13 protein-coding genes and 1 other annotated feature are annotated in these 15,283 nt (G+C 42.5%); of the genes, 5 read left to right on the forward strand and 8 right to left on the reverse strand.

Translation table 11 applies throughout. The features are described 5' to 3' along the window. The first annotated feature begins 453 nt into the window (after window positions 1-453). Entirely contained in the window at window positions 454-1,110 is a 657-nt protein-coding gene (gene slyD / locus CKQ84_RS01445) for a peptidylprolyl isomerase (RefSeq protein ID WP_105249842.1), read from the forward strand. 237 nt (window positions 1,111-1,347) lie between these two features. Continuing rightward, window positions 1,348-1,719 carry a hypothetical protein gene (locus CKQ84_RS01450; protein ID WP_105249843.1) on the forward strand — a complete coding sequence of 124 codons (372 nt, stop codon included), beginning with the start codon at window positions 1,348-1,350 and terminating at the stop codon, window positions 1,717-1,719. A gap of 56 nt (window positions 1,720-1,775) precedes the next feature. Here the strand turns inward: CKQ84_RS01450 and trpR are convergent, their stop codons facing one another. Next, a complete protein-coding gene (trpR, locus tag CKQ84_RS01455; RefSeq protein WP_105249844.1) occupies window positions 1,776-2,051 on the reverse strand; it encodes a trp operon repressor in 276 nt (91 codons plus the stop codon). A gap of 190 nt (window positions 2,052-2,241) precedes the next feature. Here trpR and CKQ84_RS01460 point away from each other — a divergent pair, with 190 nt between their 5' ends. Next, window positions 2,242-2,691 carry a cytochrome c gene (locus tag CKQ84_RS01460; RefSeq protein ID WP_105249845.1) on the forward strand — a complete coding sequence of 150 codons (450 nt, stop codon included), beginning with the start codon at window positions 2,242-2,244 and terminating at the stop codon, window positions 2,689-2,691. 73 nt (window positions 2,692-2,764) lie between these two features. On the opposite strand, the gene CKQ84_RS01465 is transcribed toward CKQ84_RS01460, so the two are convergent. Next, on the reverse strand, window positions 2,765-3,457 hold the full coding sequence (locus tag CKQ84_RS01465; RefSeq protein ID WP_105249846.1) for a cytochrome b/b6 domain-containing protein: 693 nt from the start codon (window positions 3,455-3,457) through the stop codon (window positions 2,765-2,767). 299 nt (window positions 3,458-3,756) lie between these two features. On the opposite strand from CKQ84_RS01465, the gene raiA reads away from it, so the two are divergent. Both raiA and CKQ84_RS01475 read left to right on the forward strand, forming a co-directional pair. Continuing rightward, window positions 3,757-4,113 carry a ribosome-associated translation inhibitor RaiA gene (gene raiA, locus CKQ84_RS01470; protein WP_105249847.1) on the forward strand — a complete coding sequence of 119 codons (357 nt, stop codon included), beginning with the start codon at window positions 3,757-3,759 and terminating at the stop codon, window positions 4,111-4,113. A gap of 1,602 nt (window positions 4,114-5,715) precedes the next feature. Continuing rightward, window positions 5,716-5,832, forward strand: a sequence feature (Phe leader region). 41 nt (window positions 5,833-5,873) lie between these two features. After that, entirely contained in the window at window positions 5,874-7,868 is a 1,995-nt protein-coding gene (locus tag CKQ84_RS01475) for a chorismate mutase (RefSeq protein ID WP_105252974.1), read from the forward strand. Between the two features lie 174 nt (window positions 7,869-8,042). On the opposite strand, the gene CKQ84_RS01480 is transcribed toward CKQ84_RS01475, so the two are convergent. The 6 genes from CKQ84_RS01480 to CKQ84_RS01505 form a co-directional block, all read right to left on the reverse strand. Beyond that, a complete protein-coding gene (locus CKQ84_RS01480) occupies window positions 8,043-9,338 on the reverse strand; it encodes a sodium:proton antiporter (protein WP_105249848.1) in 1,296 nt (431 codons plus the stop codon). 43 nt (window positions 9,339-9,381) lie between these two features. Then, window positions 9,382-9,717: a hypothetical protein gene (locus CKQ84_RS01485; RefSeq protein ID WP_105249849.1), complete on the reverse strand. Its 336-nt coding sequence runs from the start codon at window positions 9,715-9,717 to the stop codon at window positions 9,382-9,384. 156 nt (window positions 9,718-9,873) lie between these two features. Continuing rightward, the gene (locus CKQ84_RS01490; RefSeq protein ID WP_105249850.1) at window positions 9,874-11,049 is read right to left on the reverse strand and encodes a hybrid-cluster NAD(P)-dependent oxidoreductase; all 1,176 of its coding nucleotides are present in this window, start codon (window positions 11,047-11,049) and stop codon (window positions 9,874-9,876) included. Between the two features lie 74 nt (window positions 11,050-11,123). Beyond that, entirely contained in the window at window positions 11,124-12,788 is a 1,665-nt protein-coding gene (gene hcp / locus CKQ84_RS01495; protein WP_105249851.1) for a hydroxylamine reductase, read from the reverse strand. 216 nt (window positions 12,789-13,004) lie between these two features. Continuing rightward, window positions 13,005-14,144 (reverse strand): bifunctional chorismate mutase/prephenate dehydrogenase, encoded by a 1,140-nt coding sequence (gene tyrA / locus CKQ84_RS01500; protein WP_105249852.1) that lies wholly within the window; start codon window positions 14,142-14,144, stop codon window positions 13,005-13,007. Between the two features lie 27 nt (window positions 14,145-14,171). Then, window positions 14,172-15,263, reverse strand: coding sequence for a 3-deoxy-7-phosphoheptulonate synthase (locus CKQ84_RS01505; RefSeq protein WP_105249853.1), 1,092 nt, complete (start codon window positions 15,261-15,263; stop codon window positions 14,172-14,174). Between the last annotated feature and the right edge of the window lie 20 nt (window positions 15,264-15,283).

Consider the following 15,283-nt stretch of genomic DNA (forward strand, 5'->3'; position numbering starts at 1 on the left):
ATCCATGTTAATTTCTTGATAAACAGAATTGCTTTTTTTACCCGCGCTTGTCAACCCCTAAAATGGATTATTTATAGGCAAATATTAACGCTCGATAAAATACTGTATCAAGATTCGTTAATATGAAGTTTTCTAGGGGTAAAAATGCGATTTACGCAATAGATAACTGTTGACGTCAACGTAACACGGCACGAAACCATTAGATAATCACTTGTTTTCAATCTAATTATTTATAGTGCACGTTAAAATAATGCGTTATTTGTTCTACCTCATCACTCAGGTTAAATTGACAGGCTAACGAGCAAAAATCACATTACTCATCCTTTCTACCGTAAAGCACCGACAAATTTGCCTAAAAAAAACCTGTGCGATATCTAACATAAGCCACTTCAAATTATCGCCAGCACTAAAAAAGCACGTTATTATGCGCGCACATTACGAATTGGAGGCGATATGAAGATCACTCAACACAGCGCGGTAACCATTCATTACCGTTTATCAGATCAAGAAGGCAGACTATTAGAAGACTCTTTCGACTCTGAACCTATGCTATATCTACACGGCACTGAAAACCTGATCCCAGGTTTAGAAGCCGCATTAGACGGTAAAAGCAAAGGCGAAAAACTCGATGTCACTATTAGTGCCGAAGAAGCCTATGGGCCTTATCACGATGGCCTACGTCAAGCAGTGCCATTAGAAGCCTTTGGTGATATCGAAGATATCGTCCCAGGTATGCGCTTCATCGCTGAAACTGAAATGGGTCAGCGCCCAGTTCAAGTCATGGAAGTGAAAGACGATGTGGTTATCGTCGATGGCAACCATCCTTTAGCGGGCCAATCGCTCAATTTCAGCGTCGAAATCCTTGACGTTCGTGAAGCCTCAGCCGAAGAAATCGCTCATGGCCACATTCATGCCCAAGGTGGTTGTGGAAGCCATGGACATGATCACGACCACGGCGGTGGATGCTGTGGCGGTTCAGGCAAACAAGAAGCGGGCGGATGTTGTGGTGGTTCAGACCACGATCATGGACACCACCATGAAGAGCACGAAGCCTGTGACACACCTAAAACAGGTTGTGACGGTAATGGCGGCTGTGGTTGCCGCGGCTAAACAAAGCCTGATACCAGAAGTTAAACGAGAAGTTGTTTATCCGTAAGTGATTAAACTGCCATGGTTTAACCTTTTAAGATGCACGCCCTTAATTTAAGGTCGTGCATTTTTTATACACAAGCGTTTATAATATTCGTAATAGATAAATAACTGACTGGTAAATTGAAGTATTCAAATTTTATATGAATATTTTCAATTAGATATTGATATCAACCTAAGTTAAGCGACGGAGTGCTTATGTTAACCAAACCACTTTACGAAATTTTGCCTTTTGGCTACATGGCGCTCGGTAGTTCGAGTTTTATTGCACTCGACATCAGCTATGCCTTGATAGCGGCAACTGTGGTATTTGTATTAGGTGCGAGGATCTACGTTATGCGTTCTCAAAACCGTCGAACAGACTCGGCTAAGCGGCGTAAATCGGGTTATCTTCCCGAGATAATTTATAACTTTCTACCTTTTATCTATCTCTTAGCGGCGCTGGCTATCTTTAAATTCCTTCCCAAGGATCTTTACCCAATTCTGGCTATCTGTTTACTCAGCTACGGCTTATACATTCTGGTTCGTCGTTCCCTCTATCGTCGTCATAAGCTTCCCATCACGCCTTAAGACTTAGTTCTATTCACCACAATAAGAGCATCACAAGAGTTGTATCCAGGTGAACACTAACCAATTAATTTTTGAACTTTCGCCCTATGCTCAGAAGACATATTCTTCAAATAATTAGAACAACGTGTAATCGTTGCAATACTGACTTCATATTCCGCAGCGATATGCCTTTGACTCATTTCCCCGTCTAACAGCAATTGAAAGACCTTCAAACGTCCGGCAACGGCACTACGTTCTTCTTCGGTTAACAGTAAATAAAACAACACAGAAAGATCTTCATAATTGCTGTGGCTCAAAATTTTTTCTAATACTAGATCCCAGTTAGCTCGCATAATCACCCTCATAAGTACTGTTCAAGCATTACATTAGCAGTCTAACAGATTTAGCCTACTTACAAATAAATTGTTACGTTTAGCCGTCTTATCCAGACAAAAACTGACAAAATTGCTTCTAGTACATCAAGTTAATTTGTGTACAATAGGAGTGCAATGTCACACTTCGACGCTAATTTGTGAGAATACGATGAAAAAATTACTACTTACTCTCGTTGCCAGTACCTTATTGGCTTCAACTGCTCAAGCACACAATTTCGAAGACTCTAAAGATGCAATTGAATACCGCCAATCTGCATTTGGTCTTATTGCTTATAACTTCGGCGATATGGCTGCCATGATGAAAGGCAAAAAACCTTTCGAAGCAGAAACCTTCGCAATGCACGCAACGAATGTTGCTGCATTATCCAAAATTCCTTTCGAAGGTTTTATTGATGGCTCAGACAAAGGTGATACCGAAGCCCTAGCCAAAGTTTGGCAAGACAGAGCTGATTTTGATGCAAAAATGAAAACCTTCCAAGAGAATGCTGCCATTCTGGCTACTGTAGCTCAAAAAGGTAATCAAGCTGAAATCAAACAAGCCTTTATGGACACTGGAAAAAGCTGTAAAAGTTGTCACGACATTTATAAGAAAGATTAGTTTGACGTTGTTTTTCCCATCAAAAAACCTGCTAAATAGCAGGCTTTTTGTTGTTCCAAAACTAAGTATAAATCTACAGAACTTGCACTATTGGCCACATTAAATAGCCAAAGACCACAGCAGCGCATACTGTGAACAGCACTAAAGCAAGCCACTCAGACTTGAATCGAAGCTCGCTCTTCGCACTTGATGAAAAAGCAACCTTCGAGACTTTCTTGTAACCACTGACCATAGCACCAACTAACTTATCCCCTTTCATGGCATGAATAATCACAGCCAGTACATGAATGGCACTCAGCAAGAGAATAAGGTTAAAGTTCGTTTTGTGTAACCAAGTCAAAAATCCACTGATATCTGAACTGACGTAGCTATATAGCGGACCTTCGGTAAAAATATCATCAGTCGCAAAAAGGCCTGTAACTAATTGAAGGCTAATGATCCCAATCAACGCGATGACCATATAGCCACCGATAGGATTGTGTCCAAGTACCACAGACATCCCTTTAGTTCGAATCGATCTCAAGTAGTCGAGTACAACTTTGGGGTGATGAACAAAGTGGCTAAACCTTGCCGTATCGCTACCAATGAGCCCCCAGAGGATCCTAAATCCAATAAGGATCAGCAAACTATAAGCAAAAATTTGATGCCACTGCATTTCGCCCGCATCGGCACTCCACCATAAAAGTGCCAACAGACACACCATGCCCCAATGGAAAATTCGCGTGGGTAAATCCCAGACCTTAATTTTAACATGTTCAGTATTCATAAAATGGGCAAACTCAAAGTGACCGAATGGAATAAGTAGAGGTATTTTATCGGGATTCGGGATGAAACTTAAAGTAAATATAAGTAAATAAGGGCAAAGACTGCGGAGTTATCCCATCGAATATGACCCCATTTAGCTGGCAATACAAGGCTTTTGGGCCAAGAATTATTGATATTTGTCTAAGTGATCAAATATCCAACGAACAGTATCTAATGGGCACAAAAACGTGATCTACATCTCGTTTTATAGTGCGAACCTTGGTAATCTGAAATCCAAGGAAACAACAGAAGGTTCGAAATATGCTAAAGATTACTAGCAAGCAACTTGAAGTCACATCTCCTATTCGCGAACGCATTGAAAGCCGTTTTGAAAAACTTTCAAGGCATGATGTGCAAATGATAAATCCCCATGTAATCATTACGGAGGAGAAACCTGGTTTCAAAATTGAAGCATCGGTTGGCATCCCAAATGGAGAACTCTTCGCTCAAGCAAAACATGAAAATTTATATACTGCGATTAACGCTATGGGCCAAAAATTAGAGAAGCAGCTCAATCGCATAACACACAAACCTGAAGCTCAACGCTCCACATCACTAACACCGACTAATAATGTTGTTGAAATTGACGACGAGTACGAGGAGGAAGATGCGGCATAATTTAAATCTAGTGAGTGCGAGAAACGCATCACTTTGAGAGCAATAAAGTAGAAATATTTAATCAGATCACAGTTTTTACAAAAGCTTAGTGCAATCATTTTAATGATGAAAAAAACAGTTCTTTTGACTAAATACCTACTACACTTTACAAAGTGACAGCAAGAATCGAAGTGGTGCGGATTTAAATCGTTTCAAATGTTGATTTACTTTAAATTTTGATTTACAAATATTGATTAACAGATCTTAAGTTCTAAGTAACGTTACTGGATATAACTAAGGAGCACTACTAATCTAAGCTATATAGTTTTAAGTACTAAGGTTTACTGTTAATGATTAATTTTACTTATAATTTCTACGTTTAAAAGTTCAATTTTTATTTTCAACTAGGTTCCACTTTCAATAGCAAGTTTGGAAAGGAGGCAACACAAGAGCGAACAATTTGATTTTAGAAACAATCAAGTATGTTGGCATTCACTAAAAGCAGTACTCAATTTTGACCCAATATCAGGATGACCACAGAAACAGGCGGCATTGCTGAATACCAGAGTTAACATAAGGAGCCGAGTACAGTACAACGAGTACATTAGCAAAACCTTTAACTATCAAATTTTTTATATCCACAATGGAGGCCCAGGTAAACATAAACAAAAGTCACATTAACAAAAGCTACATGAATAAAAGCGTTTATTGTAAAACGGGTCAGCACCAATACGTGCTAAACACTGAGATAAATGAGGTAACAACTGTCACGTTTAGTTAGATGTAGATTAGTTATATGAAGAGAGTCATATTTACACTGATATGTTAGTTAGCGTTTTTAGCGTGTGATTTAATATAAGTGCAATACGTTGATTTGATTAAAAGTCATTAGTTTACTTAGTGTTATTTGTATAGTGAAAACTGTAAAACGTATAAATGTTTATTTATGTAATGTGTTAACGTTTACCATTAGTTGAGCTTTGATATTTATAGACACCTTAAATAATGTTTAATTATCAACTAAAAAGGAGGGAATCTAGACTTGATGAAAATTGTAATAACAGTAAATGAAAGTTTTTATACGCTCCATGTATTAACATGTTAGGTTTTAAAGTAAAAAGTAATAATGTAAGTAGCAAGACCTAAACGCGTGACAAGGCTAAGCTGTTCTTACAGCAAAATGTACCTAGTACAACCAATGAGCCGTAAATCGTTTATTTTTAAATGTTCGTTTTGTTAGTGTTAGTTTTTAATGTTATAGCTCCATGCAAGTGTTAATTGTTAAAATATAAGTGCAAGACATGTCAACGTAAGTTCGCTGGTACTGCAAACTGCATAGTTTCAAGGTTATACGCTATGCCGCATAAAGTACTTGTTAATGTTCATTGTAAATGCAAGTCGTTATCTAGTGAGTTGTCAACGTTTTACTGTTACACGTAAATGTAAGATAAACGAATGTGTTACCTTGTCCCACACTGACCATAAGGAGGATAAACTCGCTTGACCATATATACATACTTGAACCAAACCAGCGCACCCTCGGGTGCGCTTTCTTTTTAGATTACCTTTAAGAAAGTTTTGATTGACAGCTAAGCCCTAGCCCTTTAGTTTTAAGACCATGAAAATGATAACAGCAGCTTTTTTTACTTTCTTTTTTACACCCCCACTCTAGGAGGCGGATTTACTGTGTAAAAACGAAAGTAAAAATCCAAAGCCTCCCAACTGGGAGGCTTTTTTGTCTTAAACGATTGATAAAATACATGGCGGCAATTGAGGTCAGAATGCATACACCACAGCCTTTAAATCAAACCCGAGAGCAGATCACCAATCTGGATAATGAACTGCTGGCATTACTCGCTGAGCGCCGTCGCTTAAGTTTAGAAGTAGCCCGTAGCAAAGAAGTGGATGTCAGACCCATCAGAGATACTCAAAGGGAAAAAGAACTGCTCGCTCGACTCGTGAAAGAAGGCAGAGAGAAAGGATTAGATGCCCACTATGTTATCTCCCTTTACCAGAGCATCATTGAAGATTCAGTATTGAATCAACAAGCTTACCTTCACGGCCGCGCCAATCCAGAGACACAAAAACAACAGTATTGTATCGCTTACCTCGGTGCTAGAGGTTCATACTCTTATCTCGCAGCTACACGCTATTGCCAACGTCGCCAAGTTGAAATGCTGGACTTAGGTTGCCAAAGTTTCGATGAAATAGTGCAAGCCGTTGAGTCTGGACATGCTGATTATGGTTTCCTGCCGATTGAGAACACATCTTCAGGTTCAATCAACGAAGTCTACGACGTGCTACAGCACACCAGTCTGTCGATTGTTGGCGAAACGACGATTGAAGTCAGCCATTGCCTACTAGGAAAAGCTGGCAGTAAATTAGCTGATATCAAAACTGTCTATGCCCACCCTCAACCTATTAGCCAATGCAGCAGATATTTAACTCAACACAAAGACTTGAGACTGGAATACTGCTCAAGCAGCGCAGAAGCAATGGAAAAGGTAAACCAAAGTCCAGATAACAGTGCAGCAGCGATTGGCAGCGCCGAAGGTGGTGCACTCTATCAACTTGAGTCCATAGAAGCAGGTTTAGCTAATCAGAAGATCAACCAAAGTCGCTTTATTGTTGTTGCTCGCAAAGCCGTTGCCGTACCAGAGCAGTTACCCGCTAAGACTACATTGATCATGGCAACAGGCCAAAAAGCCGGTGCTTTAGTGGAAGCCTTACTGGTTCTAAAAGCGCATCAGTTAAACATGAGCAAATTAGAGTCACGCCCGATTCCAGGGACTCCTTGGGAAGAAATGTTCTATTTGGATATCGACGCGAATATCTCCAGTGAATCTATGCAGGCGGGTTTAAAGCAACTCGAGCGGATCACCCGTTTTATCAAAGTATTAGGCTGTTATCCTTGTGAAACAGTCAAGCCCACACAGCTGAGCAACAGCCAGCTACTGATTGAGCCCAGCACCTCTAAGGATCAAGTCATCAGCGAAAATGGTGCTAATGCCAGTCCAGTTCGATATAGCAAAGCCTATAAAGAGCAAGCCAGTGAAATCAACTGTGGCGCAATGACAATCGGTGCAGGGCATGTCGGTGCCATAGCCCAAATCACACTGAATAATGACATTTCACATTTAGCATTATCGGCTTTCGAGCAGCAAGTGAAGCAGCTTAAAGAAGCGGGATTCCAAGCCGTTTTGCTCAGCGCTGTTAATCAACTGACTATGGCAGAAGTTACTCTCGCTAAACTACGCCAAATCCTGCATCAATATGGCCTAGTGTGCATTATTGCCATAGCGCAAGAAGCCGATATGCCATTAGCAGTCCAGCACGCCGATATGTTATTCCTCGCAGGCAAGCAGATGTTTAACCAAACTTTACTGACTCAAGCAGGAACCCTACCGATACCTTTAATACTTGAGCGTAACGATATGGCAAGTTTTGAAGAATTACTCACGGCAACAGAAGTCATTTTAAGCCAAGGCAATCAGCAACTGGTTCTGTGTGACTCAGGCATTAGAACCTTAAATAACGCCAATCTACCTTCACTCGATTTAGCGAGTCTGATCCAGATTAAAGCCACGAGCCATTTGCCGATTTTGATCAACCCAAGTTATGCCGTATCAGATGATGCCCTATTGGTTCAAACACAAGGAATTAAACAGCTTAAAGTGGATGGATTGATACTCAATTGTCCACTATCTAGCAGTGATGACCATGAGTCGCTTAACTTAATAAGCGCTGTGGTAAGGGAATTATATCGGGCAAATTAAAGCTTTGATCTTGAGTGATTTAATTTAAAGTGAAATGTGGTTAGTTCGAAGTGTGTTAAGGGATAAATGAGGCTTCTTTTATCCCTAATTGACTCAGACAAGCTTGCTAGCCAGTGTGATGACTAGCAGGCTTAATATTGTTTAGTATTGCAGCGCAGTGATCCTTTATGCATTTTAAGAAGAGCCAACAGCACTCGATGGTTTAGTAACGGCATTACTCCTACGGATAAGCCCTGTCATAGTAGAGCCCTGTACTAAAATCGAAAATACGACGACGGCATAGGTCATCACTAACAACAACTCCCGCAGCTCTACACCACCAATAGCATCTATGACGATACCCTCAGGCAAACTCATCGCCATAGCGAGGGCTAATCCTCCCCTTAAACCACCCCAAATCAAAATCGTCTCTGCATAGGGGTTGTATGACTTAAACAATCGAAAGCCCAAATAAGGTAATAACACACTCATTGCACGCGCCAACAAGACTATTGGTATAGCCACAAACATAAACCACCATAATGGTGCTTTGAAAGTGACTAACAAAAGCAATAAACCAAGCAATAGGAAGAGTAAGGCATTAAAGAAGGATTCAATCAGCGACCAAAAAGTAAATAGTTTCACTCGCTCGTTACGAGCAAAAAACTTAGGCACGCTGAAATTTCCTATGATCATCCCCGCACTCACCATAGCTAAAGGACCTGAAACACCAAGCACATCCGCCATGACATATCCCGCGGTTGGGATCAGCAGGGTAACCAGCATTAATTGCGTTTCTTCCTCGCAGTAGCGGAAAAAATGATGCAGCAGAAAACCAAGCACACCACCGTAAATAATCCCACCTACTGCCTCACGAATAAATAACTCAGAGATATGGATAAACGTCAGTGGCTCGGTGGAGAAAGCCAATTGCGATATTGCCACAAAAATAACTAACCCTATGCCATCGTTAAATAAAGATTCTCCTTCTACTTGAATCGCAATATCTTCCGGCGCACCCATTTTCTTTAAAATAGCCAAAACAGCGATAGGATCGGTGGGCGAAATCAAGGCACCGAACAGTAAGCAGTGGCTGAATTCTAGCGGGAGACCTAGCATAGGCGCGAACCAAAATAACAGCCCACCTATAATAAATGTCGACAATAAGGTGCTTATAAAAGCAAGGATTAGGATCTCCCACTTTTGATGCCTCAGTATTTTTAAGCGGATTTGTAATGCGCCGGCAAAGAGTAAAAAACCGAGCATGCCATTGAGCAGTAAAGCTTGAAAATCGAGTTTCTCTAAGCCAGAGACAAAATACACATAAATGTCCCCACCTAAAGCCTTTCCCCCAAGGAGCAACAACAAACTCATTCCTAGGGCAATAGCAGTAATGGCCACAGTTTCCTGCAGTTTATGGACGCGAGAGGAGATAACCGAAGTCACTAGCGCCAACGCGCAGAGGACACACAGAATTTGGTAGCTGGACATAATAGCCTCTAAAAATCATCAATTTAGAGACTCTAGCACAAGTTTAGATTTCTAAACCATCCAATAGACTTAACCACCCTTTAATGATCCTGTGGCAAAACCAAATGATCCCAAAGAGATAAATCGAAAGACTGAGCCAAGTCAGTGGAACGCAATAGCCGAGCACTAGCAAGCCAAGAAAGGCGAGATTAGAATGCCGTTGCCAACGTAAATGCGACGCCAATAATGGATTACCATGGAATTGGCGTTGGGAAACATTAATGAACAAACTTAGCAGCACAGGAAGTAATAATAAGGGAAAACCCGACATCAAGGCGTACAACAAATGTCCCAGAGTACGGTCTTCAATTTTTGCGGCATAAGTGGTTGTCATTGTCATTGAGAGACTCCAGCCAGACTAATAGACTGGGCGCAAACATCATACGCCCTTGTCATTAACCTTACGTTCTCACTGAGATAAGCGCAACTAAGGATTAGAAATATTTCCATCCATTTAAAAATAAGTCACAAGTAAATGACGCTAATTAGCAGCGCGTTAAAGTTTAAGCGTCACGTCGGATGCTAATGTTGTGGAGCAAGCGAGTACAAAACCGGCCTCAATTTCTGCAGCAGTCAGTGTCATCACGCTTGTCGATACCGTTTCTCCCTCCAAGACTTGACACTTACACGCGCCGCAAACGCCCGAACGACAGGCCGCAATAATCGGCAACCCTTCGGCCTCAATTCCCTCCAGCAGACTTTGTCCTTGATTTAGCGTCGTGCTTCGATCGCCAATAGACAAGGCGAAAGCCACTTCTGGTGGGTTTTCACTCGTTCCATCTGACGAGTTTGCTTGCATAAGCTGACTGCGAGCAACTTTCTCGGCCGTGGCAAAACTCTCATGGTATAACCGACTCATATCAAAATTGAGTTCGACCAATAAGGTTTTTACCGCTTGCATATAAGGTTCTGGCCCACAAAGGTAGATAGTACGCTCTGCAAAATCAGGTACTAAGGTTTGTAGCATCTGTGCACTTAACCGCCCAAAATCGAATGCTATCTTTGGTGAACACCCCAGTGTTTCAGTGACAGTCTCAAGTACGTAGCTGAGCTTAAATGCATTAAAACGGTTGGCCATAGTCGCCAATGATGACTTAAAAATAATATCATTCTCTGATCGCGCACTGTGCACAAAGGCAATATCGGCATCAATTTGTGTATCAGTCAGATAACGCGACATAGAGTACATGGGGGTAATACCGCAACCAGCACTCAAAAAAAGGTATTTCTGCGCCGTTATAGCTAATAGATTAGCATCTAACTTTTCAGTCTCTGGCTGTTTATGGCTTAGCCGAGCAATATCAAACAGATTAAATTGTCCCGCGGGCGGCAGCACTCGTACACTCTGGCCGAGTAATAGATTGTCGATAAGATAATTAGATACGAGTCCACCCGCAACACGCTTAATCGTCACCATCAAGGAATAGGGCCTAGATGGCGATGATGACAAGGTATAACTGCGGCACACTTGCTCGCCATTAATCTCAAGCACAAAGGTCATAAACTGACCGGGTTTATAGTCAAACTTCATCGGCTCGCCCGCTTGAAAACGAAAACTCACGACATCCGAGGTTTCATTCCAGCGTTCGACGCACACTAATTGATTAACACTTCCAGGTTTATGGGGCGAAACCGATAATGCCCGCGCTCCCGCTATCACACTCATGTTCATAGCATTTACCCACAAAACACTGCGGCCTCAGTAAACAAGCCAAAACCGCAGTTCAGCAACAATTCTTGGTTGATTTAAGCCACGTTTAACATATTTTTTAAATCGGCTTCGACTGTCGTGGTATTACGCAAGCCAAACTTATCTTCCAAAATTTTGGCTAAATTGGCCGTCAGGAACGCAGGTGGCGTCGGGCCTGTTCGAATATTTTTAACGCCAAGTGACAACAGCGTCAGCAGTACTACAATGGCTTTTTGCTCAAACCAAGAAAGCACTAAGCTCAGAGGTAATTCATTGATATCACATTCAAACACTTCAGCTAATGCAATCGCTAACTGAATCGCTGAATAGGCATCGTTACATTGGCCCACATCGAGCAAACGTGGAATACCGTTTATGTCACCAAATTCGAGCTTATTGAATTTGTACTTACCACAGCCTAGCGTCAGGATTATTGAATCCTTAGGTGTGGATTTAGCAAGTTCAGTGAAGTAGCTTCTGTCGGCTTTGTCGCCATCGCAACCGCCAACAAGGAAGAAATGCTTAATCGCACCACTCTTCACATTTTCAACCACGGCGGGCGCTGCGGCCATCAAGGCATTACGGGCAAAACCAATAGTGATAGTGTGTGGGATTTCATCATAGATAAAGCCTTCTAAGGCTGACGCTTTATCAATGACAGCCGAGAAATCATCTCCTTCGATATGCACCACACCAGGCCAACCCACTATGCTGCGAGTAAAGATACGATCACTATAACTACCCACATTTGGATCGATAATACAGTTAGATGTCATCACCACAGCACCAGGAAAATTGGCAAATTCTTGCTGTTGATTCTGCCAAGCACTGCCGTAATTTCCGACAAGATGTGCATATTTTTTAAAGGCTGGATACGCCAGTGCAGGAAGCATTTCACCGTGGGTAAACACATTGATACCCTTACCTACAGTCTGCTCGAGAATAAGCTCTAAATCCTTCATGTCATGGCCAGAGACTAGTATGGCTTTGCCCTTAACTGACTTAGTGTTGACCACAGTTGGCTCAGGATGACCAAAGGCCTGAGTTTCCCCCGCATCCAGCATTGCCATTATGCGGTAGTTCAACTGACCTATGTCCATAGCCGTAGTAAACAGCTTATCGCCATCTACACTCGGCTCACCTAAGAAAGACATGATTTCATGGAAGCGCCCTGCCACATCAGCATCAGTCTGACCCAACACGCGAGCATGCTCCATATAAGCAGCTGCGCCCTTAAGGCCATATAAACACAATAACCTCAATCCCATGATGTCTTCATGAACTTCATGCTTATCTTTATTCAGCAGTGCAATCGGTGCCTGCGCTAGCATTTCAACCTTACTTGCCCCCAGCACTAACTGAGCGACTTGCGGCACTTGCTCAGCAGCAATACCGGCTTGTTCACAAGCCGCTTCGTAACAAGCTTTTAACTGAGCACGATACTTAGCCGCCTGCTGGGTATAGGCCATAATGCGCTCATCATCAAAGTTGACGTTGGTGAGGGTCGCGAAAAAGGCTTTAGGCACAAAACTATCAATTTCAGCATCGATAATGCCCAGCTCGCGAGCTTTAAGCGCATATACAGACACGCCTTGTAGCATGTAAATCAGCAAGTCTTGCAGATCGGACGTTGCCGCCAACTTGCCACACATACCTTGGGAATAACTACACCCATTGCCAGCGGGTGTACGAATGGTTTGCTCACACTGAATACAGAACATGGATAGACTCCTAATTTAAATTCATGCTTTATTTTTGCATGTTTAAAACTAGTCTACCTAAACGTGCCATAAGCGACAGTCATTTCTAAAGTGAGATGCTAAATGTTAGAGAAAGATCACCTTAAGCAATTGCTAATAAATACAATGTGACCTGTTAAAAATCCATAAAAAAACGCCCATCAATGATGGGCGTTTTAAAGAGTAACTGCTTATTTATTAATTGGTTTTCATATCATTAACCGATTGCAGCATAATGCGGCTTTCGCGCTGGAATTGAGGGGCAAAATCCCCAAACCATTTGGCAACACTTTGGAACTGCTTAATAAACTCGTTCCTGTCACCCCGTTTTAGTAACTCTAACGCTTCACGGTAGTTATCTAAATAATCACCAATAGCATGCTGGCTATCTTGCTGGGCAAAAATAATATCGGCATAAAGCTCTGGGCTTTGGGCGAATAAGCGCCCTACCATAGCCAATTCTAATCGGTAAATCGGCGAGCTAAATTGCAGTAAAGTATCGATATCTGCCTCTTCCTTACACAAATTCAAACCATACACAAAGGTCGAGAAGTGACGCATTGCCTGCACTAGCTGCATCGCATTGTCATGACGCTCTGGTTCTGCTTCGACAATCCGCGCTCCCCAAATGGCGATCTGCTCAAGCAACCACTGGTATTTTTCCGGCGAGCGGCCATGACACACCACCACAACTTGTTTCGCCAAACTGCCCACATCGGGACCAAACATAGGATGGAAACCGACGACAGGACCAGAATGCGCCTCAAGCATGGCTTTAACCGGCTCTGTCTTGATGGAGGTCAAATCCGCCAAAATGCAGTCGGCTGGTAATTGGGTCAGCTTTTCGCGAATAAGCTCGCAAGTAATCGCAATCGGCACAGTCACTAACACCATGCCCGCATCGGCAAATAGGTTATCAGCTTGCTGCCAATCATCTTTATCGAGCAGATTCACTTGGTAGCCAGATAAGGTCAGCATTTGTGAAAACAATCCACCGAGTTGCCCTTTACCGCCGACAATCACCACTGAGCCGAGATCTCTTTTAACTTGCTTAAAACCAACATCTTTTTCATTGAGATAAGACTCGCGCATCAAACGACGTAAAATATCCTCAATTAATTGCGGCGCAATCCCCATGTTTTTCGCTTCTTCACGGCGTTTAGCCAGCATGGCGGCTTCACGCTGAGGCGCATAAATAGGTAAACCGGCGCCGTGTTTCACCGTGCCTACTTGCGCCACGAGATCCAAGCGCTTACGCAGTAAGTGCAGTAATTGCTGATCAACACCATCAATCAGGCCGCGAAGGTGTTCTAATTCGGCCGTTGTTTTTTCATTCATACCTGAGTCCATTAAGCTGTAACTAATTTAAGCGTTAGCTACTTTAAGCATATCGAAACGCGTTGGAAGTATTGAAGATAACTTCGCTGCGCCTTCCCGTAAAATGGTTTCTGTTTTTTCCCAATTAATACAAGAATCTGTTACAGAAACACCGTAAGCTAGCTCGCTTAATGGCCTATCACAACTTTGATTGCCTTCATTTAAATGACTTTCTAGCATGACACCAATAATCGACTTATTGCCGTTAAAAATCTGTTCGAACACATCTTCACAGACAGGCTTTTGGCGGCTGTAGTCTTTGGATGAATTGCCATGGCTGCAATCGATGATCAAACGTGCATTGAGTTTGGCTTTATGGAGCTGCGTTTCACACTCTGCCACACTCGCCGCATCATAGTTGGGCGTTGCACCACCGCGTAAAATCACATGGCCATCGGGATTACCTGCAGTTTGCAATAATGCGACTTGGCCCTGTTGGTTTATGCCCATAAATCTGTGGCTACTGGCCGCCGATTTTAGCGCATTAATCGCTACATCGAGCTTACCATCGGTGCCATTTTTAAAGCCCACCGGCATAGAAAGACCCGATGCCATTTCCCTATGAGTCTGCGATTCAGTGGTGCGAGCACCAATGGCAGACCAAGTGACAAGCTCAGAAATGTACTGAGGACTGATAGGATCGAGTGCTTCGGTAGCAACAGGCAGTCCTAACTCGGCCAACCAAATCATCAGCTCACGGGCCATTTTCAGGCCTTTTTCGACATCGAAGGATTCATCCATATCGGGATCGTTGATCATGCCCTTCCAACCTACCGTGGTACGCGGCTTTTCAAAGTAGACTCGCATTAAGATATAAAACTCATCACTGAGTTCATCGTGCAGAGTTTTAAGCTTTAAAGCGTATTCTTTTGCGGCGGCGATATCATGGATGGAGCATGGCCCGGTGACGATCAATACTCGATTGTCACGCTTATGAACAATATCAGCCACGGTTTTGCGGGCATTGAGGATATAGCGATAAGCATGCTCAGAGAGTGGCAAGGCATTTTTAAGCTCTTGCGGTGTGATTAAGACTTTCTCTGAACTGATATGTACGTTGTTAATCGTATCTTGTTGCATGCTTACCACCTAAGACTTAG

Origin of the sequence: Shewanella sp. WE21, from assembly GCF_002966515.1 — a bacterium.
Lineage (GTDB): Bacteria > Pseudomonadota > Gammaproteobacteria > Enterobacterales > Shewanellaceae > Shewanella > Shewanella oncorhynchi.